This window comes from Thalassobacillus devorans, assembly GCF_900176565.1.
Taxonomy (GTDB): domain Bacteria; phylum Bacillota; class Bacilli; order Bacillales; family Halobacillaceae; genus Thalassobacillus; species Thalassobacillus devorans_A.
This window is the reverse complement of the sequence record NZ_FXEH01000006.1, coordinates 1,609,601-1,632,711: the sequence shown is the minus strand read 5'-3', so window position 1 is coordinate 1,632,711 and position 23,111 is coordinate 1,609,601. Positions and strand designations below refer to the sequence as shown.

Sequence of the window (23,111 nt, the reverse complement as noted above, 5' to 3'; positions counted from 1 at the left end):
TTTCGACATTTTCTTTAAAATACCTTTTTTTCCATTATTTTTTCGAGCTAAATATAGAAAAATATAAAGAAAAGCTTGACATTACCTTTTTGGAATCATATGATTATAATCAATTCTAAAATAGAGTCGTTAAAACCGATGAGAGAAAAAGTAATCAGGAGACATGCAGACAGAGAGGAAATGCCTTGTGGCTGGAAGCATTTCTGTGTAATGCCCTGGTGAAAGACATTCTTTAGGTGCTGTGTCGAACAAGGAGTAGGCTCAGCCGTAAACAGGCGTTAACTGTATGGAGAGGAAACATGCGGAAGTATGTTTCAACCAGGGTGGCAACGCGGGTAACTCCCGTCCCTTTTTTATAAGGGACGGGAGTTTTTTATTTTTTAATAAAACATAAGAAAACCTTGGTATCCAGAGAGGCAACTGATAATGATATAAAGGAGGATGTTGAGATGAAGGCACCAAGAGGGACACAGGATATTCTTCCTGGTACGTCCGAAAAATGGCAGTATGTAGAAAATGCTTTAATCGAACTATGTAAAAAATACAATTATCGGGAGATCCGTACCCCGGTATTTGAACATACGGAGTTATTCCAACGAGGCGTAGGGGACACGACTGATATTGTTCAAAAAGAAATGTATACCTTTGAAGATCGTGGAGGAAGAAGTTTAACCCTCCGTCCAGAAGGGACTGCTTCTGTCGTACGCTCTTTTGTGGAACATAAAGTATTCGGTCAGCCATTGCAGCCGACGAAATTATTCTATATCGGACCGATGTTCCGATATGAACGGCCACAGCAAGGAAGAATGCGACAGTTCTACCAATTTGGTATTGAAGCAATGGGGAGTGCTGATCCAGCTATCGATGCGGAAGTGATGGCACTGGCAATGGCATCCTATCAGGAGCTTGGGCTGAAATCGTTGAAATTAGTAATCAACAGCTTAGGTGACTCGGAAAGCCGTAAGCAGCACCGTGAAGCGTTAATCAAACACTTTGATCCTCATAGGGAAGAATTGTGCGAGGACTGCCAGGTACGTCTTGATAAAAATCCGCTTCGGGTTCTTGATTGTAAAAAAGATAGAGAACACCCGGCAATGGAAACAGCACCATCTGTATTGGATTATTTGAATGAGGAATCCAGCGAGTATTTTGAACAGGTGAAATCCTATTTAGATGCCATGGAAATTCCATATGTCGTCGATAAAAATCTTGTCCGGGGGTTGGATTATTATAACCATACCGCTTTTGAAATAATGAGTGACGCTGAAGGTTTTGGAGCTATCACAACATTGAGTGGCGGCGGCCGATATAACGGCCTGGTGGAAGATATGGGCGGACCGGAAACACCGGGAATCGGCTTTGCGTTAAGTATTGAGCGGCTATTGATGGCATTAGAGGCTGAAGGAATAGAATTACCAGTTAATGATGGAATTGATTGCTACTTTGTTGCATTGGGAGACCAGGCAGAAAAAGAAGCTGTCCGACTCACTTATCAGCTTCGAAAAGCAGGTGTACAGGTAGATAAAGACTACCTAGGCAGAAAAATCAAAAGCCAATTCAAGTCTGCAGACCGACATAAGGCAAAATATGTGATTGTGCTAGGCGAAAACGAATTGGAAGCTGGCCAGGCGAACGTAAAATTTATGGAAACTGGTGAGCAAAAAGAAGTATCGCTGGATGAATTGGTCACTTATTTAAAGAACGAACTAGCAGGAGGGAATTGAGATGGCACGACATCATTGCGGCAGACTGCGTGAATCAGATATCGGCAGTAAAGTTACGTTGAAAGGCTGGGTACAAAAACGCCGGGATTTAGGCGGGTTAATTTTTATTGATTTAAGAGACCGTTCCGGGATTGTCCAGGTTGTATTCAACCCAGAGATTTCCGGAGCGGCTTTGGAGACGGCGGAAAGCGTCAGAAATGAATATGTATTAGAGATACATGGTGAAGTGCTTGGAAGAAATGAGAGTACCATCAATAAGAACCTGGAAACAGGTGCTATAGAAGTTCAGGCAGAAAAAGTCGAAATTCTTAACAAAGCAAAGAACCCGCCATTTATGATTGAAGAAGAATCGGATGTGGCAGAAGATCTTCGACTAAAATATCGTTACTTGGATTTAAGAAGGAAACCAATGCAAGAGACATTCCGATTACGTCATAAAACAACTCAAGTGGTACGAAACTTCTTGAATGAGGATGACTACCTGGAAATGGAAACACCAATGTTGACTAAAAGTACTCCGGAGGGGGCACGGGATTACCTGGTACCAAGCCGAGTTCATCCAGGTGAGTTCTATGCTTTGCCACAGTCACCGCAATTGTTCAAGCAATTACTTATGATGTCTGGTTTTGAAAAATACTATCAGATTGCCCGCTGTTTCCGTGATGAGGATTTGCGGGCAGACCGCCAGCCGGAATTCACCCAAATTGATATCGAGACTTCCTTCATGTCCAAAGAGGAAATCATGGATATGACGGAACGGATGATGGCGAGAGTCATGAAGGAGGTAAAAGGCATTGAGCTGGAAACTCCACTACCCAGGATGCGTTATGAGGAAGCGATGGAACGCTTCGGCTCCGATAAACCCGATACTCGCTTCGGGATGGAGCTGGTGAATGTCTCTGAAGTGGTAAAAGACTCTGGGTTTAAGGTATTCAGTGGTGCCGTAACTTCAGGCGGCCAGGTAAGTGCCATAAATGTCAAAGGCCAGGCCGATGGATTTTCCAGAAAAGACATTGATAAGCTGACTGAATTTGTCAAAGGGTATGGAGCAAAAGGCTTAGCATGGATGAAGGTTGACGAAGCTCAATGGAATGGTCCAATCGCTAAGTTCTTCAGCGAAGAGGAGTTGATCGGACTTGGCAATGCAGTCCACGCTGAACCGGGGGACTTGATTCTCTTTTTAGCTGACAAGACAACAGTCGTACAGGAAGGCCTGGGTGCTTTACGTTTAATGCTCGGCAAACAGCTGGAAGTAATTGATGAAAGTAAATTCAACTTCTTATGGGTAACTGATTGGCCATTGTTAGAGTATGATGAGGACGCTGGACGTTATTTCGCAGCCCATCATCCATTCACGATGCCGGAACCTGAGGAAGTGGAGCTATTAGAGACAGATCCGGCAAAAGTCCATGCCCAAGCCTATGACTTAGTGTTGAATGGCTATGAATTGGGTGGAGGATCTCTTCGTATTTATCATAAAGAGCTGCAGGATCAAATGTTTGAAGTTCTAGGGTTTTCTAAGGAAGAAGCGGAAGAGCAATTCGGATTCCTGCTTGAAGCACTTGAATATGGCACTCCTCCACATGGCGGCATAGCTTTAGGTCTTGATCGCATTGTAATGCTTCTTGCCGGCCGAAACAATCTAAGGGATACCATTCTATTCCCTAAAACTGCATCTGCCTCCTGCTTATTGACAGAAGCTCCTGGGGAAGTCAGTGAAGCACAACTAGAAGAATTACATCTAAAAACGACCGCAACAAAAGTAAAAGAAGAACAGTGAGCTTGATAAAATGGTGTAATTATTAATACAAAAACGTCCTGGCAAACTTATTGATATTTAGTCTGACGTATGCTATTATTTGATTACAAAGTAAAGGAACCAATCCTGATGTGTACGTTGTTCGAATGTACGTTTTGACCGAACATTTATGTACAGGGAGCCTGGCGTTTCCATGTGGAGTGCAAGCCTCATTCCGATGAGGACGCATGAAGCATGGAACAGGGCACCCACCTGCTAGGAGCGGGTTCAAAACTCATGAAACAACGGCACAATTGGGATTGGACTTACATACGTAAAGACCTTAAGGGGAACCTTAAGGTTTTTTTACTTTAAGAAAGGTTAATTGGTTAAAGATAATCTATATAAGAAGGCTTCCGCAATAAAGACTAGGCGCGAAGCCGGTTTTTTAATGAAAGGGGCGACTTATCGTTATGTTGCATCAATTTTCACGGAATGAGTTGGCGATCGGAAAAGAAGGCTTAGAGTTACTGAAGGGTTCTACAGTAGCTGTGTTAGGAATTGGGGGTGTCGGCTCCTTTAGTGTCGAAGCCTTAGCCAGGACAGGTATAGGCAAGTTAATATTGATCGATAAAGACGTGGTGGATATAACAAATATTAACCGACAATTGCCTGCACTCCTTTCTACGATCGGACAACCTAAAGCTGAATTAATGAAGGAACGAATTCGTGATATTAACCCAGAATGTGAAGTAATTACTCTAAATATGTTTTATACGGAAGAGACGTACGAAACATTATTTGATTATCAGCCTGACTTTATCGTAGATGCCAGTGATACGATTATCTATAAAGTACACCTTATTAAAGAATGTATTTCACGCGATATACCGATTATCTCTAGTATGGGTGCTGCGAATAAAACGGACCCCACCAAGTTTCAAATAGCGGATATTTTCAAGACCAGCTATGATCCTATTGCTAAGGTGATTCGAAAAAAATTACGGGAAGCAGGGATTAAAAAAGGCGTTCCTGTTGTATACTCACAGGAAAAGCCAATAAAAATCAAAGAAGATGTAAGAAAAGAGGTAGCGCCGGAGAATGCAGAAACTAGGAAAGCGGAGATGCCTCCCTCTTCTAATGCATTTGTGCCTTCCGTTGCAGGGCTGATTATGGCCAGTTATGTAGTTAATGAGATAGTAAAGACGATCGATATAGAACGGAACTAAAAAAGCAGGAAGCGATTATACGCTTCCTGCTTTTTTTTCGGACTGCTGGGTTGTAGGTTATTTTGCAACCTGTTCCAGGTTTCCATTTCGTTCCATACGGAATTGTGGTTTGGCAAAGTCCCCATCTTCATCAAATACAATCATCTTTCTAGCCCGATCCATGATTTGAATCAAAGCCTGATAATCATCCTGCATCGTGACTAACTGACGTTGCAGCTGCGCATATTGATGTTCCAGTTTTTCTTTGTCCTCTTTAAGTTGTCTGTTTTCAGCAGTGACTTTTTCTAGTTTGTTTCTATGATTTGTAGAGTATTCCATATCAGATTGAAGGTTACGTAAATAATCAATGACTGAACTAAGATTCAACTGGGCAACAGGGCCATCAGAAGCATGGCTCACAGTACCCGGTTCCTGTACTAATGATGGATTAGTATCCACTTCCGCGAATTTATCCTGGGCTTTAGCCGGTCGTTTTGGCTGTTCCATAGCTTCTGCCCGTTTCTTCTCTTTCCGTTGTTTTTTTGCAATTTCAATTGCCTGATCATATTTTTGCCTGACTTCTGCATTCCATCGGAACCCGCATGCCGCGGAAGTGCGATTTAGAGCATCTCCAACTTCGTCGAATGCTTTCAGCTGGGTGCTTCCTTCTCTGATATGTCTTAAAACAGTTTCCGCTAACAATAAATCATCTTCATGAGACCATGCATCCTGCCTGACTTTTGTCATTTTCATTCACTCCTAATCTTAATGATCTATCTAGTATTTTTAAAAACTAGTTTGTTATTTTTATGCCTATTGTGACCACTAAGAAAAGGATTTATACCACTATAGCAATGATTATTTATTTTTTTGCTGGTTTATTTTCTCATAGACTTGTTTTATAGCCTGCTCAAACTTACCCGTACTTTTAGGCTGGTAATATTTTTTATGTTTGATGGTATCAGGCAGGTATTGTTGATTGACCCATGCATTCTCGTAGTTGTGTGGATATTTATACTCCACACCTCTTCCTAGTTTTTTAGCTCCCTTATAGTGAGAATCTTTCAAGTGTAAAGGGACTTCCCCGCTGTTTCCGTTTCTGATATCACTTAAAGCTTCGTCTAATGCTTTATAAGCACTGTTCGATTTAGGGGACAACGCTAATTCCGATACTGCAACAGAAAGCGGAATCCTTGCTTCTGGGAAGCCTAGGCGTTCCGCCGCTTCTACCGCTGCAACAGCACGTGGTCCTGCCTGTGGATTAGCAAGGCCTATGTCTTCATAAGCGATGACGACTAATCTTCTGGCAATACTGTCAAGGTCTCCAGCTTCAATTAAACGGCCTAAATAGTGAAGCGCAGCATTGATATCACTTCCCCGAATCGATTTCTGGAATGCTGATAGAACATCATAATGCGCGTCCCCGTCTTTATCATGGGAAAAGCTCTTTTTTTGCATGCACTCTTCAGCAGTTGCAAGGGTTATAGGAATCGTTCCATCCTGGTCTGCAGGTGTGGAATAGGCGGCAAGTTCCAGTCCGTTTAATGCTGCACGTAAATCTCCATTCGCCGCTTGGGCAAAGTGTTCCATGGCATCATTGGATACTTCAAGGGACAGTTCTCCGAGTCCTTCTCTTTCATCGGTGATGGCCCGGTTCAAAGCTTCTTTTATATCCTCTTTGCCGAGACGGTAAAGTTCAAACAGGTGGCAACGGCTCCGGATTGCTGGATTGATGGAATGATAAGGATTGCTGGTTGTACAACCGATCAGTGTCAGCAAATTGGTTTCCAGGTGTGGAAGAAGGAAATCTTGTTTCCCTTTATCTAATCGGTGGACTTCATCAAGGATCAGCACCATTTGCCCATGCATTTTTGCTTCTTCGACAGCAATTTCCATGTCTTTCTTTTTATCTGTCACTGCGTTAAGAACTTTAAAAGGAAGGCCGAGGCTTTTAGCCAATGCCATTGCCATCGATGTCTTTCCGGTGCCTGGAGGGCCGAATAATATCATCGATGCCAGCCGGTTTGCTTGCACCATTCTCCTAATTGTTTTGCCTTCTGAAACGAGATGTTTCTGCCCGATGATTTCATCTATATTCGTCGGCCGCATTCGAAAAGCTAATGGTTTTTGTTTCATTCTTTTTTGTCCCCTTTATCGTCGTTCTTCTTTTGATAAGCGTAGTGATATTTCAGATAGAATGCAAGAGCTGTACATTCATGCTATAATAGCGTTTGTTATAAGTACAAGATTGGCAGTATCCGTGCAGCTTATATATTGCCATGGAGGTTGACGATTCAAGGCAAACTTCATTTATTTTAAGAAGCAGTCTAGCATTTTAGTCAGGGGGGAGTATATGTCTCGCCATCCGAATGATTTTTATCATTACATGGTACGCTGGTCATTTTTTGTGATTGGCTTGATTATACTGGCATTGGGCATTTCACTAACCATACAAGCAAAAGTTCTTGGAATTGGCCCATGGGATGTCTTTCATTATGGATTATTTGTACAATTAGGATTAACCATAGGAACATGGGCAATCATTGCCGGTCTGGTTATCGTTGCTGTTACTTCGATTGCACAGAAACAATGGCCGCAAATAGGCACGGTATTGAATATGGTCCTAATTGGTGTATTTATTGATTTTTTTAACTGGGTATTACCGGAACCTGAACAATTATGGGTTGCGATAGTTGTTTTTATCATAGGAACGATTGTAATGGCCTATGGCATCGGTATTTATGTGGCTCCTGGTATGGGAGCTGGCCCGCGTGACAGTCTGATGCTCGTATTGACCGAAGCTACGGGCTGGAAGGTATCCACCGTTAGAAACTGGAATGAAATAATCATTGCATTACTTGGATGGATGCTCGGCGGTCCAGTAGGCATTGGGACAGTAATTATTGCACTATTCCTTGGAACAATGGTCGGGTTTTCCCTGCCACAAGCGAAGCAGTTACTTAACTTTTTCCTGAAGAAAGGTGAAAAGCATGAAAATATCTACAAAGGGCCGGTACGGCCTGACAATCATGATCGAACTGGCGAAGAGGTACGGTGAAGGACCGATATCGCTAAAACAAATTGCCCGAGAAAAAGATTTGTCTGAACACTATCTGGAGCAGTTGGTCGCTCCTCTTAGGAATGCAAGGCTTGTTAAAAGTGTACGGGGAGCCTACGGAGGCTACATGTTGACCAAAGCTCCCCATGAAATTACAGCTGGAGATGTCATACGTGTTCTGGAAGGCCCGATTACTCCGGTCGAGGGGATTGAGGACGAAGAGCCAGCTAAACAGGCGCTTTGGAAAAGAGTCAGAGACGCAGTAAAAGAAGTTCTGGACACCACTACGTTGGAAGATTTGAAAGACCATGTAGAGGATCAAACCCAGGACGCTTATATGTTTTACATTTAATTAAACGGAAGTGATTTTATGAAAGAAATATATCTGGATCATGCAGCGACAACACCTGTGCATCCGCAAGTGATTGAAAGTATGGTGCCTGTTTTTCAGGATGTATTCGGAAACCCTTCCAGCGTCCATCAATTTGGAAGGAAGGCAAGAAGGATATTAGATGATGCACGCCGGACAGTTGCCAGGAGTATCGGCGCTAATGAGAAAGAAATTATATTCACAAGCAGTGGTACAGAAGCAGACAACCTGGCTTTAATTGGAACAGCACGTGCCAATAAAGAAAAAGGGAAGCATGTGATTACCACATCTATCGAACATCATGCTACGCTTCATGCTGCACAACAGCTGGAACAAGAAGGTTTTCAAGTCACTTACCTCGACCCGGATGAAAGCGGGCTTATTAGCATTAAAGAACTTGAAGATAAATTGGCGGATGATACGATTGTTGTGTCAGTCATGGCGGTAAATAATGAAACAGGTATGATCCAGCCTATTGAGGAGATCGGTGGGCTGTTGGAGAATCATCAAGCCTATTTCCACACAGACGCCGTACAGGCATATGGCACATTAGAAGTCGAGGTGGAAAGGCTTAAAGTGGACATGCTGACCGTCTCGGGGCATAAAATCAATGGTCCTAAAGGAATCGGTTTTTTGTATGCCAGGGAAGGTACATTAATGCAAACATTGCACTTTGGCGGTGAGCAAGAGCGGAAACGCCGCCCTGGAACGGAGAATCTTCCTGCCGTAAAAGGTCTGCAAACAGCAGTAGAACTTATGGTGGAAGAACGAGAGTCTCGCGTGGAAACTTATAAACAATATAAAGCCCTGTTTTTGGACACCTTATTAGAAGAGGAGGTAGCTTTCTCTATCAACGGTGATCCGGACAGAATGGTAGCTACCATCGTCAATGTAAGCTTTCCGGGGATGAACGTGGAAACGCTGCTGACGAATTTCGACCTGGCGGGAATTGCTGCTTCAAGCGGAAGTGCATGTACTGCTGGATCGGTAGAGCCTTCACATGTTTTATCAGCAATGTACGGAGCTTCGGATGAGCGAACAGTCAATTCCATTCGATTCAGTTTTGGAATGGCCAACTCAAAAGAAAACGTCATAGAAGCAGCTAGAAAAATCAGTCAAGTAATCAGACGTCTCCAAAAGATTTAAGCTTTAACAAAAAGAGGTGAATAATGTGGTGAAAGACCCAAAAGATACCCGTGTTGTAATTGGTATGAGTGGTGGAGTCGATTCATCGGTAGCAGCTTTGCTTCTGAAAGAGCAGGGATATGATGTGGTCGGCATTTTTATGAAAAACTGGGATGATACCGATGAAAACGGGGTTTGTACAGCTACTGAAGATTTTGAAGATGTGATAAGGGTGTGTAATCAGTTGGATATCCCTTATTACGCGGTCAATTTTGAAAAACAATATTGGGACAAAGTGTTCCGTTACTTTTTAGATGAATACAAAGCAGGCCGGACACCTAATCCGGACGTAATGTGCAATAAAGAGATCAAGTTTAAAGCATTTTTGGATCATGCCATTTCTCTTGGCGCTGATTACCTTGCGACTGGACACTACGCTCAGGTGAGGGAAAAAGATGGCGTTTACGAAATGCTGCGCGGAAAAGATAACAATAAAGATCAAACGTATTTCCTTAATCAGCTATCCCAGGATGTATTGGCGAAAGTAATGTTTCCGCTCGGAAACCTCGATAAGAAAAAAGTACGTGAAATCGCCAAAGAGCATGATCTTGCTACAGCAACGAAAAAAGACAGTACCGGGATTTGTTTTATAGGTGAACGTAATTTCAAGGAATTTTTAAGCGAATATCTACCTGCCCAGCCTGGAGAAATGCAGACCCTGGATGGTGAAATCAAGGGACGCCATGATGGTTTGATGTATTATACATTAGGACAACGTCAGGGGTTGGGCATTGGCGGTGCTGGAGAACCATGGTTTGTCGTTGGTAAGAACTTAGAGGATAATATCCTGTATGTCGGACAAGGCTTTCATCATGAGGCATTATATTCGGACGCGCTTATTGCCACTCAAATCAACTGGATCAGCCGAAAAGCGCCAGAAGTTGAAATGGAATGCACTGCAAAGTTCCGCTATCGTCAGGATGACAGTCCGGTGACTGTTCAGGTACTGGATGATGACAAAGTAAAAGTGATTTTCCATGAGCCACAACGAGCCATTACTCCAGGTCAGGCTGTCGTCTTTTATGACGGAGAAGTATGTCTAGGCGGAGCGACCATCGATGAGGTCCTAAAAGAAGACAAGGCGTTGACCTATGTAGGGTGAAACGCTGTAAAAGCGGTCAAGAAAGACCATGCATGGCCGAAATATTAGGCGCATGGTCTTTTCTTATGGAAAGAAAGGGGATAAACATGGATAAACTAGCTAAAGGTATCGAAGAGATGAAAGAGCATAATTACGAGCAGGCAGCCAAATGGTTTACGGAGACGATCGATGAAAATCCTGAGGAACCATTGGGTTATATCAATTTTGGCAATCTATTACTGCATATGAAAGATTACGAGCGTGCCCAGCGTTTTTTTGAACGAGCAATTGAAAAAGACAGTCATGCCGCTACTGCGTATTATGGGTTAGGGAATACTTTCTATGACCAGGAGGACTATGCACGTGCTCAAGAACAATTTCTGCGGGCGATTGAAGAAGGCTTAAATGAAGCTGATGTGCATTTCATGATGGGGATGACTTTCATGCATCAGGACCATCAGCGCCTGGCGTTACCTTACCTGATGACAGCGGCTGAAATGGATGAAGATGATATTGATATCCAATTCCAATATGGGCTATGTCTCGCTCAAAATGAAGATATCGAACATGCCGAAAATCAGATGAATCATGTGCTACAATTAGAAGCAAATCATAGTGATGCTCATTACAACCTTGGCGTTATAGCCTTATATAAAGAAGATGCTGATACAGCCCTTAAGCATTTCAACAAAGCATTAGAGATCCAGCCGGAGCACATGCTTGCGGCTAATGGAAAAAAACAGTTAGAAAATCTGTTAGATAACTAAAGCTGGGCAGGAAAGGAGAAGACGGATAGCAATGGAAACAAGTGAAGAGAAACAGCAGATTGAGGCGGGTTATATTAAAGGTAAGTTGAATCGGATGATCTTTCATAATGATTCCGAGCATTTTTCCATTGCTTCCGTCCGTATTAAAGACACAAATGAGCCACTCGAAGAAAAGGATGTTGTCATCAAAGGTCATTTTTCTCCCTTAGAAGAAGGAGAAAGCTACATCTTCCAAGGAAAAATACAACAGCATCCTAAGTTTGGCAAGCAATACCAGATAGACTTTTATCGTCGGGTGCTTCCAGAATCAAAAGATGGATTGATTGCTTATTTATCCAGTGACTTGTTCCAGGGTATTGGCAAAAAAACAGCAGAAAAAATTTATCAACAGCTTGGTAATCAGGCTGTCACAGCAATTTTAAATGATAAATCCGTATTAGATGACATCCCTGGCATGAAAAAAGAACAGGCAGACCGCCTTTATCATGCATTAAAGGAACATCAGGGGTTTGAACATGTGGTAATACACGTGTCAAAATACGGGTTCGGATTGAAAATGGCTCAGAAAATCTACGAGGTCTTCAAAGAGGAAAGCTTGCCTATTCTACAGGAAGATCCCTATCAGCTTGTATTCCATGTAGAGGGATTTGGTTTTCATCGGGCAGATGAAGTGGCACGAGTGAATGAAGTGCCTTTCGACCACCCGACACGAATACGGGCGGCGTGTCTTTATATTTTGCAGCAAAGTTACCAGACGGGACACGTTTATTTGCCGACTCGTGAAGTATTAGAAAGTGTCGATCGTCTCTTGAACGGCAGTCAGCAGGCGATCTCTTTTGAAAACCTGTCCCAGCAGTTAATACAAATGGGAGAAGAAGGCATTGTCCGTATCGAAACGGACCGTGTTTACCTTCCTTCTTTATTCCATGCAGAAAATGGATTCTGCCACCAATTAGAAAGAATTATAGCAAAAGATGTGGATGCTGATTACACGCAAGCGGAATTATTAAAGATCATAGGTAAGGTGGAAGAAGAAGAAGCACTCAGCTATGGACAGGATCAATTTCAGGCGATAGAAAAAGCATTACAATCAAAAGTGATGATTTTGACCGGGGGACCTGGTACTGGAAAGACTACGGTTATTAAGGGGATTATCCGTGCCTACGCAGAATTAAATGAACTGTCTCTTAACCCGGAAGATTATGATCAGGATCAGCCTTTTCCGTTTGTATTGACTGCCCCCACCGGAAGAGCTGCTAAACGAATGACCGAATCCACAGGATTGCCTGCCAGGACGGTTCATAGGCTGCTGGGGTGGGATGGCAAGCATTCCTTTGAAAAAAATCAAAATAATCAGCTGGAGGGGAAACTTCTGATCGTAGATGAATTTTCTATGGTAGATATTTGGCTTGCCAACCAATTATTTCGTGCTATCCCTTCAGACATGCAAGTTTTAGTGGTAGGGGATGAGGATCAGCTTCCATCCGTTGGGCCCGGCCAGGTATTGACTGATTTACTAGCTTCGCAGCAGCTCCCATTTGTCCAACTGCAGGAAGTTTACCGGCAAAAGGAAGGGTCACGTATCATTCAGATGGCTCATGAAATAAAAAATGACAGCTGTACTCTCCAATCATTGCGAAAAGAACAGGATTTCACTTTTATCGATGCTGGGGAGAATCAATTAGTAGATGTTGTAACACAAATAGTTAAACGGGCAATGGATAAGGGGATTGAACGTCGTGAAATCCAGGTACTTGCACCAATGTATCGGACGCATGTAGGTATCAATAAACTAAATGAAGAAATCCAATGGTTAGTCAATCCGCCTAGTAAACAGAAAAGGGATATTAAATTCAAAGACCTCGTCTATCGGACCGGTGATAAAGTGATTCAGCTTGTCAATCAACCGGAAGACGGTGTTTATAATGGAGACATTGGCGAAATTGTCGCGATTTTCAGGGAAGATGAAAATGTTGATCAGGTGGAACAGGTAGTGATTGATTTTGATGGAAAAGAAGTAGTCTATCCTAAGAAAGATTTATCTAATATCACACTTGCTTACTGTACTTCGATTCATAAATCGCAAGGGTCAGAATTTTCTATTGTCATAATGCCAGTAGTAAGAAGCTACCGACGTATGCTTCGTAAAAACCTATTATATACGGCGATTACAAGAAGCAAACAATCGCTGATTATTTGTGGTGATAAGCAAGCATTCCTCGAAGGCGTCAAAACAGAAGACACCAACCTGCGTAATACTTATTTGAAAGAGAAATTAACAGAAAACAGTGCCACACCAATTTCCGATGAGGAAGAAGAAGAAATCTCACCCTATGACTTTATGTAAAAGGACAACAACCTGTATTTCCAACTATAAATTTCACAGATAAGCTCCCAATCGCTGAAGACTCAGTTTCGAGACGTTAGCTAGTGATTATGATGGCTGGAAAAACGGATCGCTTTCCGAGGGCATGTGATGAGCTTCCTCAGGCTTCGCCTTCCGGGATCTCACCGCTCATGTTCATCCCACTGGAGTGTCGGAATTTCCCAATCAGCCCTGACGCTACTATGGTAAAGAACCCTTAATATCTTGAAATCAAGTCTTCGACTTTTCGGTCCTCTTGTTGAATATAGTAATCAATAAAAACAGTTCTAAATAGAGGATTACCATGTATAAACAGAGCTTTGGCGGGACATGATAGGGGCTAAAAAGGAGTTTTTCTCTTGATTTGCCCTAACTGTCAACGGAAAGATATCGGAAAAGTCGGCACTAATCAGTACTATTGTTGGAATTGCTATATTGAACTATCCTATGAAAATGGCAGAATGAATGTCCATCAGATCGAAGAAGACGGCAGCTTAAGTTCTTTGAATGACTTGTTCTTCCAGGAAGCAGAATAAAGATGGAAGAGAAAATCAGACGCGCATTATACCGATTTGTGCTGCTGATCTTTATTCTATTAAGTTTATTTTTGCTGGCAAAGTTGTTTCCTTATTATAAGGGGATGTTGGTGGGCGTATGGAAGGTTCTTATACCTTTTCTAATTGCAGGTTTTATAGCATTTCTGCTCCATCCGGTCGTTGAGAAATTGCACGAACGCCATCTGCCGCGCTGGGCAGCAATTCTTGTAATCTTCTTCCTGTTTTTTGCAGGAGTGGGTTACGGGTTATATAAAGGTATACCGAGATTAATCAACCAATTAAGAGACCTGAATGCTCAAATTCCTGAATTTGCTGAAGGTTACCGAAACCTGATTTCACAAATCTATCAGCAAACATCTGATTTGCCGGAAAGCTTTCATGATCAGTTGACCGAGATTTTGTATCAGCTGGAAACCTGGACGAACGAACGGGTGACAATGCTAATTGCGAGCTTCACTGGTATCATGGATGTACTAGTAGTGGCTGCTGTCATTCCTGTTTTGACATTTTATTTTCTTAAGGATATCGAACGGATTAAAGAGGCATGTAAGAAATTGACACCAAAACGGTTTCATTTCGAAGGCAAGACACTGGTGCATGATATAAGCATTTCGTTAGGTGGCTATATACGAGGGCAATTTATTGTCTGTTTGTTCGTTGGATGCCTTTCTTTTATTGGGTTTTGGCTGATTGGAATAAATTATCCACTGCTTTTGGGCGTGGTAGTCGGGGCTACCAATATTATTCCTTACTTTGGCCCCCTGATTGGCGCTTTTCCCGCTGTTATCATAGCACTTACTACATCTGTAAAAATGGTAGTCTATGTGCTTATTACAATTATCGTTGTCCAGGTTATTGAAGGAAACCTGTTATCCCCATATATAGTAGGTAAAAGCATCCATATACACCCGATACTTATCATCCTTGCTTTACTTGTCGGAGAAGAGGCGGCCGGCATACTGGGCATGATTCTGGCTGTCCCGATCCTAACCTGTATCAAGGCGATAGCAGAACACATATGGAGAGCAAAGGCTCCGCATTGACAACTACTGGATAGTTATCTATAATAACGCATATCAAAATCAATTTTTTATGGAATATGTTGACGGAACTGAGTATGCAGCAGACCATTCTTTAAGAGAGGGATTTCCTTGGCTGAGAGAGATCCTGGATGAAGGGCTGCAGAAGCTATTCCCGAGTGCGGTTAAAACCCGCCGGCCACGCACCGTTACCAGCGTCCAAGGTGATGGAGATATACTCCATAATCAGGGTGGTACCGCGGAAATGATACCCCGTCCCTGCTCAATAAGAGCAGGGACGGTTTTTTTATTCTTTTGTATTATCAAGGAAAGGTAACACCCGAAATTTAAAAAACCATCACATATTCTCTATAAATACTTATGCGGAACAAGCTGTATCCCAGCTCTTCCCACGCATTTGCAGATGGTTAATCAATATTTACACTTTAGTTGCTACGAGAATAATTCAGGAGGAATGAAAAGATGAAAAAACTGACTTCAGCCGAAGTACGCCAAATGTATCTGGATTTTTTCAATGAAAAAGGACACCGCACCGAACCAAGTGCCTCACTGGTCCCGCATGAAGATCCGACTTTATTATGGATCAATAGCGGTGTGGCAACATTGAAGAAGTATTTTGATGGAAGAGTGGTGCCCGAGAACCCTAGAATCGTCAATGCGCAAAAATCTATCCGCACAAACGATATTGAAAATGTCGGGAAGACAGCACGCCACCACACTTTCTTCGAAATGCTTGGTAATTTCTCAATTGGAGATTACTTTAAAGAAGAAGCTATTAAATGGGGATGGGAGTTTCTTACCAGTCCGGAATGGATCGGGTTCGATAAAGATCTCCTATCGGTCACAGTCCACCCTGAAGATGATGAAGCTTTTAACATCTGGAGGGATATAGTTGGTCTTCCGGAAGAGCGGATCATCCGATTGGAAGAAAATTTCTGGGATATTGGAGAAGGACCGAGTGGGCCAAATACAGAAATTTTCTTTGATCGCGGCGAAAAATATGGGAACGATCCAAGTGATCCAGAATTATATCCCGGCGGGGAAAATGAACGCTATCTGGAAATATGGAACCTTGTATTTTCTCAGTTCAATCATAATCCCGACGACACGTATACCCCTTTGCCGAAGAAAAATATTGATACCGGAATGGGATTAGAGCGGATGGTCTGTGTTATTCAGGATACACCTACTAACTTTGAAACGGATTTATTCATGCCGATCATCCAGGAAACAGAAAGGCTCTCTAACGTGAAATATGGGCAGGATACAGAATATGATGTGGCATTCAAAGTGATAGCCGATCATATACGTACTGTAGCGTTCGCGGTAGGTGATGGAGCACTGCCTTCCAATGAGGGACGCGGATATGTGTTGCGACGTTTATTGCGACGTGCAGTAAGGTATGCAAAGCAAATTGGAATCCATGAGCCATTCATGTACCAGCTCGTTCCACAAGTTGCAGATATTATGATAGATTTCTATCCGGAAGTAAATGAAAAGCGGGCATTTATTCAAAATGTAATTAAAACTGAAGAAGAACGTTTCCATGAAACACTGAACGACGGACTTTCGATATTATCAGATATTATCAAGGAAGAAACAAACCAAGGTAATAATGTCTTTCCAGGTACAGAAGTCTTCCGTCTCTACGACACCTATGGTTTTCCGAAAGAATTAACAGAAGAATATGTGGAAGAAGCAGGGTTTACCATTGATGAAGAAGGCTTCCAGAAGGAAATGGAAAAGCAGCGGGAGCGCGCTCGTAGTGCCCGCCAAAAGTCCGACTCCATGCAAATCCAGGAAGGTGTACTAGGAGATGTTCAAGTCGAAAGTGAATTTATCGGTTATAATAACCTGGAAGTAGAAGCGAAGGTCGTGGAAATGATTAAAGGAAAATCATTTGCAGACACAGCAGAATCAGGTGAGACAGCCTATATCTTTTTAGATCGTACTCCTTTTTATGCGGAAAGCGGAGGTCAAATCGCTGACAAAGGATGGATAAAAGGCGATCAAGTAAGCCTGGAAGTGAAAAATGTACAAAAAGCACCGAATGGTCAGCACATGCATGAAGTGGTAGTAACGGAAGGGAAATTAGAAAAGGGAGCAACAGTGACAGCTGTAGTGGATGCCTCGGCCCGTTCTTTTGTCGTGAAGAATCATACAGCTACACACCTGCTTCATCAGGCATTAAAAGATGTACTGGGCAATCATGTCAACCAGGCTGGTTCTTTGGTGGCGCCGGATCGGCTCCGTTTTGACTTTTCTCATTTCGGTTCTGTATCAGAAGAGGAGTTGCATCAAATCGAAGAAATCGTCAATGAGAAAGTGTGGGAGTCGATACCTGTACAGATCGAGTATAACTCTTTGCAGGAAGCGAAGGAAAAGGGTGCGATGGCTTTATTTGGCGAGAAGTATGGGGATGAGGTACGTGTGGTTCAAGTAGGAGACTATAGCATGGAACTGTGCGGAGGTTGTCATGTGCTTAATACTGCTGAAATCGGCCTCTTCAAGATTGTCACTGAGACAGGGATTGGTGCTGGTACAAGAAGGATTGAAGCAGTTACTGCAAAAGATGCTTATCAATATATGAACGGTAAAGAAACGCTTCTTAAGGAAGCGGCTGCACGTTTGAAGACAAAACCGGAGCAGGTACCTGAGCGAATTGACGTACTACATCAGGAATTGAAAGCAGAACAAAGAGAAAAAGAATCGTTAGCCAGTAAGCTTTCTAACCTTGAGGCGAGTTCCATTCTGGATGAAGTAGAAGAAGTCAATGGTATTCCTGTCCTTGCAAAACAAGTGAATGTCAAAGATGCAAATGCTCTTAGAAGCATGATGGATGAACTGAAGCAAAAGCTTGAATCAGGGATCATACTATTGGCAGCTTCGAATGGGGAAAAAGTCCAGTTAATTGCAGGAGTTTCCAAGGATCTTATCGAAGATGGTTACCATGCAGGGAAATTGATTAAAGAAGCTGCTGCTCGCTGCGGCGGTGGAGGCGGCGGTCGTCCGGACATGGCGCAAGCTGGTGGAAAAGATCCATCGAAGATAGAAGAAGCGCTCCAATATGCAAAAGAATATGTTCAATAAACCCCGATGTTTTTCAAACTCCTGAATTAAGTATATAATGGAGTAAATCATAAAAAGTGCGAGGTGTTAAGATGAGTTCAATGGACAAGACAATGAAATTTAATTTTTCAGAGGAGCCGTTTGATCAGGATGTGCGTTCTGTACTGCTTTCGGTACACGAATCGTTAAAAGAAAAAGGTTATAATCCGATCAACCAGATAGTAGGCTACCTGCTTTCCGGGGATCCAGCGTATATTCCTCGCCATAAAGATGCCAGGAACTTAATCAGGAAAATGGAACGGGATGAATTAATTGAAGAGCTGGTGAAATACTATTTGGAGGGAAACAAAGGTAAATAAATGAAAACAATGGGATTAGATGTCGGAGAAAAAACGATCGGAGTTGCAATCTCCGACGGTTTAGGCTGGACTGCCCAGGGTATTACAACAATTAAGTGGACAGAGCCGGACTTTGAAACGGCTATTGCCCCTTTAAAGGAACTCATCGATGAACATGAAGTATCCAAGGTAGTAATCGGCCTGCCAAAAAATATGAATGGAACGGTTGGGCCACGTGGTGAAGCCAGTAAGGAATTCGGACAGCAGTTAGAAAAAGCCTTCCAATTACCGATAATTTACTGGGATGAACGTTTGACCACCATGGCTGCTGAACGTGTTTTACTAAATGCAGATGTCAGCAGAAAAAAGAGAAAGAAAGTAATTGATAAGATGGCAGCCAGCATAATCTTACAGAGCTATCTGGATGCCAATCAATAAAGGAGTGGATTAGCATGGCCCTAGAAGAACAAGAGCGTATTATCATCCCTGATGAGAATGGGGAAGAACATCTCTTTGAGGTGTTATTCACCTTTGATGTGGACGAGACGAACCATTCTTATATTGCAGTAGTCCCAGCGGAACAAAAAGATGAGGAAGAAGTAGAAGTGTTCGCTTTCCGTTACGAAGAAAAAGAAGGCGATGACGATGATTTAGCTTTATATCAAATCGAGACAGATGAAGAGTGGAATATGGTAGAAGAAACATTGAACACGCTCACAGAAGAGCAAGAATAAAAGAAAGCATATAGCCTGCCCATAAGTCTCATTGGCTTACCGGGGCAGGCTTTTTTATTGTAAATGGCTTTGAGATTGTTCCATATGCACTAACGGCGAGCTGACCTCAGACGAATAGGGTCATTTTCCTTTCATTCTGCTTAAGGTGTCGTATCTTCAAAGAGGTAACTTTTTTGTTTATTCAGGGTAGAAAAGACAAAACCATTTGCGTATCAGACAACACGGGTACTCATCCTCTTTTGTCATTTACCCATAGAAAATATGACACTTTTTGTAGTATAATGTACCGGATGGATGAAGGAGGATGGCCAATGTCTGATTCGAACTTTAAAGATTTACATCAGAAACAAGTGAAAAAAAGAGGAGAAGAAGCAAGTACAGTACGTAAAGTGGTTGCTATCGTTTTAACCACATTGTTAGTTGTTTTTATTGGCGCTGGAATAGCCGGTTACTTATATATTAAATCAGCTTTAGAGCCCGTGGACCCGGAAGCGGAAGAAACAACCACTGTCGAAATCCCACTTGGATCTTCGACTTCTCATATAGCTAGTATACTTAAAGAGAACGACTTGATTAAGAATGAGATAATTTTTCGTTTTTATACAAAATTTAAAAATGAATCCGATTTTCAGGCAGGTGAATATCAATTTGCCCAATCCATGTCAATCGACCAATTGACTGAATCATTGAAAACCGGAAAGGTAATAAGGGAACCGCTATTCCGGGTGACCGTACCCGAAGGAAGACAAATCACTCAAATAGCAGAAAGGTTTGCCGATTCAGAACATACGGATTTTACAGCGGAAGAATTTATGGATAAAGCAGAGGAGCCCGAGTATTTGGAAGATTTGATGAAACAATATCCGGAACTGTTGACAGAAGACATTACCAATAAAGATATCCGGAATCCATTAGAAGGATACTTGTTTGCTTCTACCTATGACTTTTATGAAGAAAACCCAAGCGTTGAAGAAATTATAGAGAATATGCTGGCCCGAACCCAGGAAAATGTATTACCATACTTGTCTGAGTTGGAAGAGTTGGGTATTTCTACGGTTCATGATGCAATAACTATGGCATCACTTATCGAGAATGAAGCCCCTACAGAAGAGGACCGAAAAAAAATCGCCGGTGTATTTTATAACCGTCTGGAAGCTGATATGCCACTACAGACAGACCCTACTGTTTTGTATGCACTAGGCAAGCACAAAGACAGAGTGCTTAACAAAGATTTAGAAGTGGATTCTCCCTACAACACCTATCAAGTAAAAGGGCTGCCAGTTGGACCGATTTCGAATTTCAATAAAAACTCTCTGGAAGCTGCATTACAACCTGAAGAGTCGGATTATATGTATTTTGTGGCTAATAGTGAAGGAGAAGTCTATTATGCAGAAACATATGAGGAGCATCTGGAATTGAAAAAAGAACATATCGATAGCCAACGTTAATCAGAAGGCTGTCTCATGAAAGGTGGAATGTCTGGGGGAAGGCACAAACATTGTTGCAGACAGCGCCGCATGAGACAGTCTTTTTTATAAGTTAAGAAGATATAAAAAGTAATAAAGTAGCGCAGGCTTTTGTGTTGGCAGTCATCCTATTTTTTTCTAATATGAATGATGATAGTGAAGAAATTATCGGTTTATGATAAAATATTAGGGTTGTAAATTGAGATGAATGTTATTGGTTGGTAAAGGAGTGTTTGCAGAATGGATCGTACGGAAGAGTATTTAGAATCTCTGCTCCCGCCTTCCCCTTCGTGGGTGAAAGAAATGGAGAAATTCGCAAATGATAATCAGGTCCCTATTATGGAGCCTCTTGGGATTCAATATTTAATGCAATTAGTCAGAGTAACCCGTCCGAAAAGAATATTAGAAATAGGGGCTGCCATCGGTTATTCTGCGTTACGCATGCTGGAAGCTCACCCAATGGCAGAGATCGTCACCATAGAAAGGGATCCGGATCGCTTTAGTCAGGCCGAAACCAACCTTGAAAAATTAGATAAAGACAACCATATAGATTTAATTTACGGCGATGCCCTGGAACTACAGGAACAGATTGCTCAAAAAGGCCCATATGATGTACTATTTATTGACGCTGCTAAAGGGCAGTATAAAAAGTTCTTTGAAAGTTACGCCCCTATGGTAACCGAAAAAGGTATCATTGTGTCAGACAATGTATTATTCAAAGGTTATGTGGCAGGTAGAGACGACAATCCACGTATGCAGAGAATTGGTAATAAAATAAAAAAATACACTGAATGGCTCATAGAGCATCCGGACTATCACACATCCATTATTCCGATCGGTGATGGTATAGCACTTACTGTAAAGAGGTGAAAGAAAAGGCGAATTATCCTTCAAATAGTAAAAAAGTAGACCAAGCAGTATATTTATATAACATGATACGAAGGGAGACCCACTAAGAATGTCAGAAAGGCCAGTAGTAATAGGTGTAGCCGGGGGCACAGGTTCTGGTAAAACCAGTGTGACCCGGTCTGTTATCCAACGCTTTGCAGATAAACCATTATTAATGATTGAACAGGATTATTATTATAAAGATCAATACCACCTGCCAATGGAAGAGCGATTAAAAACGAACTATGATCATCCGCTTGCTTTTGATAATGATTTACTCATTGAACATTTGAAAGAGTTAATCCAGGAGAAACCTATTGAAAAGCCGGTTTATAATTATAAAATGCATACCAGATCGGATGAAACCATTCATGTAGAACCCAGAGAAGTTATTATTGTAGAGGGGATACTTGTATTAGAAGATGAGCGGCTGCGCGACTTGATGGATATTAAAGTATTTGTAGATACCGATGCTGATGTCCGCATTATCCGCCGATTAATGAGAGACATCAAAGAAAGAGGAAGGTCCATTGATTCAGTAATCGAACAGTACATCAATGTGGTACGTCCGATGCACTTGCAATTTGTAGAGCCTACAAAAAGGTATGCGGACATCATTATACCTGAAGGTGGGCAAAATCACGTAGCAATTGACTTAATGGCGACTAAAATCAAAACTATCCTGGAAGAACGCAGCGAGAAATAATTGGTAAAAAGAGTTGAAAAGTCTTATGAAATCTGGCATAGTTTTGTTTAGTAGTTCTAGACAGATAAACTCCTCGATAAAATGAAGTATAATCAAGCCTGCGTGCACATTTTAGATGTGCCGCTCATTTTTATAGTGATATTGGGGACAGACAATTAAGTTGGGATAAAGGAGTGTTTGTTACATGGCTGAAGAAAAAAGCTACTATATGACACAAGAAGGTAAAGAAAAACTAGAGAATGAATTACATTATTTAAAGACAGAGCGACGTCAAGAGGTAGTAGAACGAATAAAAGTTGCTCGTGATTTCGGTGACTTGTCGGAAAACTCCGAGTATGATTCAGCTAAAGACGAGCAGGCTTTTGTGGAAGCTCGAATCGCTCAAGTTGAAAATATGATTCGTAATGCGGTAATCATCGAAAATGATAACCAAAATCCTAACATGGTTTCTTTAGGTAAATCAGTTACATTCCAGGAGCTACCTGAAGGTGATGAAGAAACTTACACGATTGTAGGAAGTGCGGAAGCTGATCCATTTGAGGGTAAGATTTCTAATGATTCTCCAATGGCAAAGAGTCTGATTGGCCATGAAATAGGCGAACAGGTAACTGTCATGACACCTGGGGGAGAAATTGAAGTTAAAATTGTCAGTGTAGAATAGAATAACATTAAAAAATGACGGGACTCCCCGTCATTTTTTTGTTTTTTACAGGCATCCAGTCAAATATAAAAACCACTATAGATATGATCAATGATACAATCGACCTTTTTAAACTTATTGGGTAAACTTCGATCAAAACTTGAAAAGTATAATGAT

At 41.9% G+C, this 23,111-nt stretch carries 21 protein-coding genes, 1 other RNA gene and 2 other annotated features; of the genes, 20 read left to right on the top strand and 2 right to left on the bottom strand.

Features of this window, described 5'->3' with window-relative positions; all coding sequences use genetic code 11:
- Positions 1-129: 129 nt before the first annotated feature.
- Positions 130-353, top strand: a binding site (T-box leader).
- A gap of 96 nt (positions 354-449) precedes the next feature.
- The 4 genes from hisS (at position 450) to B9Y67_RS19245 (ending at position 4,691) form a co-directional block, all read left to right on the top strand.
- Positions 450-1,724, top strand: coding sequence for a histidine--tRNA ligase (gene hisS / locus B9Y67_RS19260; RefSeq protein WP_085508963.1), 1,275 nt, complete (start codon positions 450-452; stop codon positions 1,722-1,724).
- A gap of 1 nt (position 1,725) precedes the next feature.
- Positions 1,726-3,504 (top strand): aspartate--tRNA ligase, encoded by a 1,779-nt coding sequence (gene aspS / locus B9Y67_RS19255; RefSeq protein WP_085508962.1) that lies wholly within the window; start codon positions 1,726-1,728, stop codon positions 3,502-3,504.
- A gap of 99 nt (positions 3,505-3,603) precedes the next feature.
- Positions 3,604-3,787: non-coding RNA, 6S RNA (ssrS, locus tag B9Y67_RS19250), on the top strand.
- Between the two features lie 148 nt (positions 3,788-3,935).
- Complete coding sequence (locus B9Y67_RS19245) at positions 3,936-4,691, top strand: tRNA threonylcarbamoyladenosine dehydratase (RefSeq protein ID WP_085508961.1); 756 nt, start codon at positions 3,936-3,938, stop codon at positions 4,689-4,691.
- A gap of 57 nt (positions 4,692-4,748) precedes the next feature.
- Here the strand turns inward: B9Y67_RS19245 and B9Y67_RS19240 are convergent, their stop codons facing one another.
- Positions 4,749-5,417: an RsfA family transcriptional regulator gene (locus B9Y67_RS19240; RefSeq protein ID WP_085508960.1), complete on the bottom strand. Its 669-nt coding sequence runs from the start codon at positions 5,415-5,417 to the stop codon at positions 4,749-4,751.
- Positions 5,418-5,528: 111 nt separating this feature from the next.
- Positions 5,529-6,806: a replication-associated recombination protein A gene (locus B9Y67_RS19235; protein WP_085508959.1), complete on the bottom strand. Its 1,278-nt coding sequence runs from the start codon at positions 6,804-6,806 to the stop codon at positions 5,529-5,531.
- A gap of 217 nt (positions 6,807-7,023) precedes the next feature.
- Between B9Y67_RS19235 and B9Y67_RS19230 the strand changes: the two genes are divergently transcribed.
- From B9Y67_RS19230 to greA, 16 genes are all read left to right on the top strand, one after another.
- Complete coding sequence (locus B9Y67_RS19230) at positions 7,024-7,728, top strand: YczE/YyaS/YitT family protein (protein ID WP_085508958.1); 705 nt, start codon at positions 7,024-7,026, stop codon at positions 7,726-7,728.
- A complete protein-coding gene (gene cymR / locus B9Y67_RS19225; RefSeq protein WP_028783311.1) occupies positions 7,661-8,080 on the top strand; it encodes a cysteine metabolism transcriptional regulator CymR in 420 nt (139 codons plus the stop codon). Before B9Y67_RS19230 ends, cymR begins: the two co-directional genes overlap by 68 nt.
- Positions 8,081-8,098: 18 nt before the next feature.
- Entirely contained in the window at positions 8,099-9,244 is a 1,146-nt protein-coding gene (locus tag B9Y67_RS19220) for a cysteine desulfurase family protein (protein WP_085508957.1), read from the top strand.
- A 28-nt stretch (positions 9,245-9,272) separates the two neighbouring features.
- Positions 9,273-10,385 carry a tRNA 2-thiouridine(34) synthase MnmA gene (mnmA, locus tag B9Y67_RS19215; RefSeq protein ID WP_085509248.1) on the top strand — a complete coding sequence of 371 codons (1,113 nt, stop codon included), beginning with the start codon at positions 9,273-9,275 and terminating at the stop codon, positions 10,383-10,385.
- Positions 10,386-10,471: 86 nt separating this feature from the next.
- The gene (locus B9Y67_RS19210; RefSeq protein WP_085508956.1) at positions 10,472-11,131 is read left to right on the top strand and encodes a tetratricopeptide repeat protein; all 660 of its coding nucleotides are present in this window, start codon (positions 10,472-10,474) and stop codon (positions 11,129-11,131) included.
- A gap of 31 nt (positions 11,132-11,162) precedes the next feature.
- Entirely contained in the window at positions 11,163-13,478 is a 2,316-nt protein-coding gene (gene recD2 / locus B9Y67_RS19205; RefSeq protein WP_085508955.1) for an SF1B family DNA helicase RecD2, read from the top strand.
- A 377-nt stretch (positions 13,479-13,855) separates the two neighbouring features.
- Positions 13,856-14,032, top strand: coding sequence for a hypothetical protein (locus tag B9Y67_RS20825; RefSeq protein WP_093045502.1), 177 nt, complete (start codon positions 13,856-13,858; stop codon positions 14,030-14,032).
- A gap of 2 nt (positions 14,033-14,034) precedes the next feature.
- Positions 14,035-15,096, top strand: a complete 1,062-nt coding sequence (locus B9Y67_RS19200) for an AI-2E family transporter (protein ID WP_085508954.1) — start codon at positions 14,035-14,037, stop codon at positions 15,094-15,096.
- A gap of 50 nt (positions 15,097-15,146) precedes the next feature.
- Positions 15,147-15,356, top strand: a binding site (T-box leader).
- A 199-nt stretch (positions 15,357-15,555) separates the two neighbouring features.
- Positions 15,556-18,183 (top strand): alanine--tRNA ligase, encoded by a 2,628-nt coding sequence (gene alaS, locus B9Y67_RS19195; RefSeq protein WP_085508953.1) that lies wholly within the window; start codon positions 15,556-15,558, stop codon positions 18,181-18,183.
- A gap of 71 nt (positions 18,184-18,254) precedes the next feature.
- Positions 18,255-18,521, top strand: coding sequence for an IreB family regulatory phosphoprotein (locus B9Y67_RS19190; protein WP_085508952.1), 267 nt, complete (start codon positions 18,255-18,257; stop codon positions 18,519-18,521).
- Positions 18,522-18,938, top strand: a complete 417-nt coding sequence (ruvX, locus tag B9Y67_RS19185; protein ID WP_085508951.1) for a Holliday junction resolvase RuvX — start codon at positions 18,522-18,524, stop codon at positions 18,936-18,938.
- A gap of 14 nt (positions 18,939-18,952) precedes the next feature.
- Entirely contained in the window at positions 18,953-19,234 is a 282-nt protein-coding gene (locus tag B9Y67_RS19180; protein WP_062446925.1) for a DUF1292 domain-containing protein, read from the top strand.
- A 311-nt stretch (positions 19,235-19,545) separates the two neighbouring features.
- Positions 19,546-20,682: an endolytic transglycosylase MltG gene (mltG, locus tag B9Y67_RS19175; protein ID WP_085508950.1), complete on the top strand. Its 1,137-nt coding sequence runs from the start codon at positions 19,546-19,548 to the stop codon at positions 20,680-20,682.
- 258 nt (positions 20,683-20,940) lie between these two features.
- The gene (locus tag B9Y67_RS19170; protein WP_085508949.1) at positions 20,941-21,570 is read left to right on the top strand and encodes an O-methyltransferase; all 630 of its coding nucleotides are present in this window, start codon (positions 20,941-20,943) and stop codon (positions 21,568-21,570) included.
- An 88-nt stretch (positions 21,571-21,658) separates the two neighbouring features.
- Positions 21,659-22,294, top strand: coding sequence for a uridine kinase (udk, locus tag B9Y67_RS19165; protein WP_085508948.1), 636 nt, complete (start codon positions 21,659-21,661; stop codon positions 22,292-22,294).
- A gap of 184 nt (positions 22,295-22,478) precedes the next feature.
- Positions 22,479-22,955 (top strand): transcription elongation factor GreA, encoded by a 477-nt coding sequence (greA, locus tag B9Y67_RS19160; protein WP_085508947.1) that lies wholly within the window; start codon positions 22,479-22,481, stop codon positions 22,953-22,955.
- Positions 22,956-23,111 lie beyond the last annotated feature (156 nt).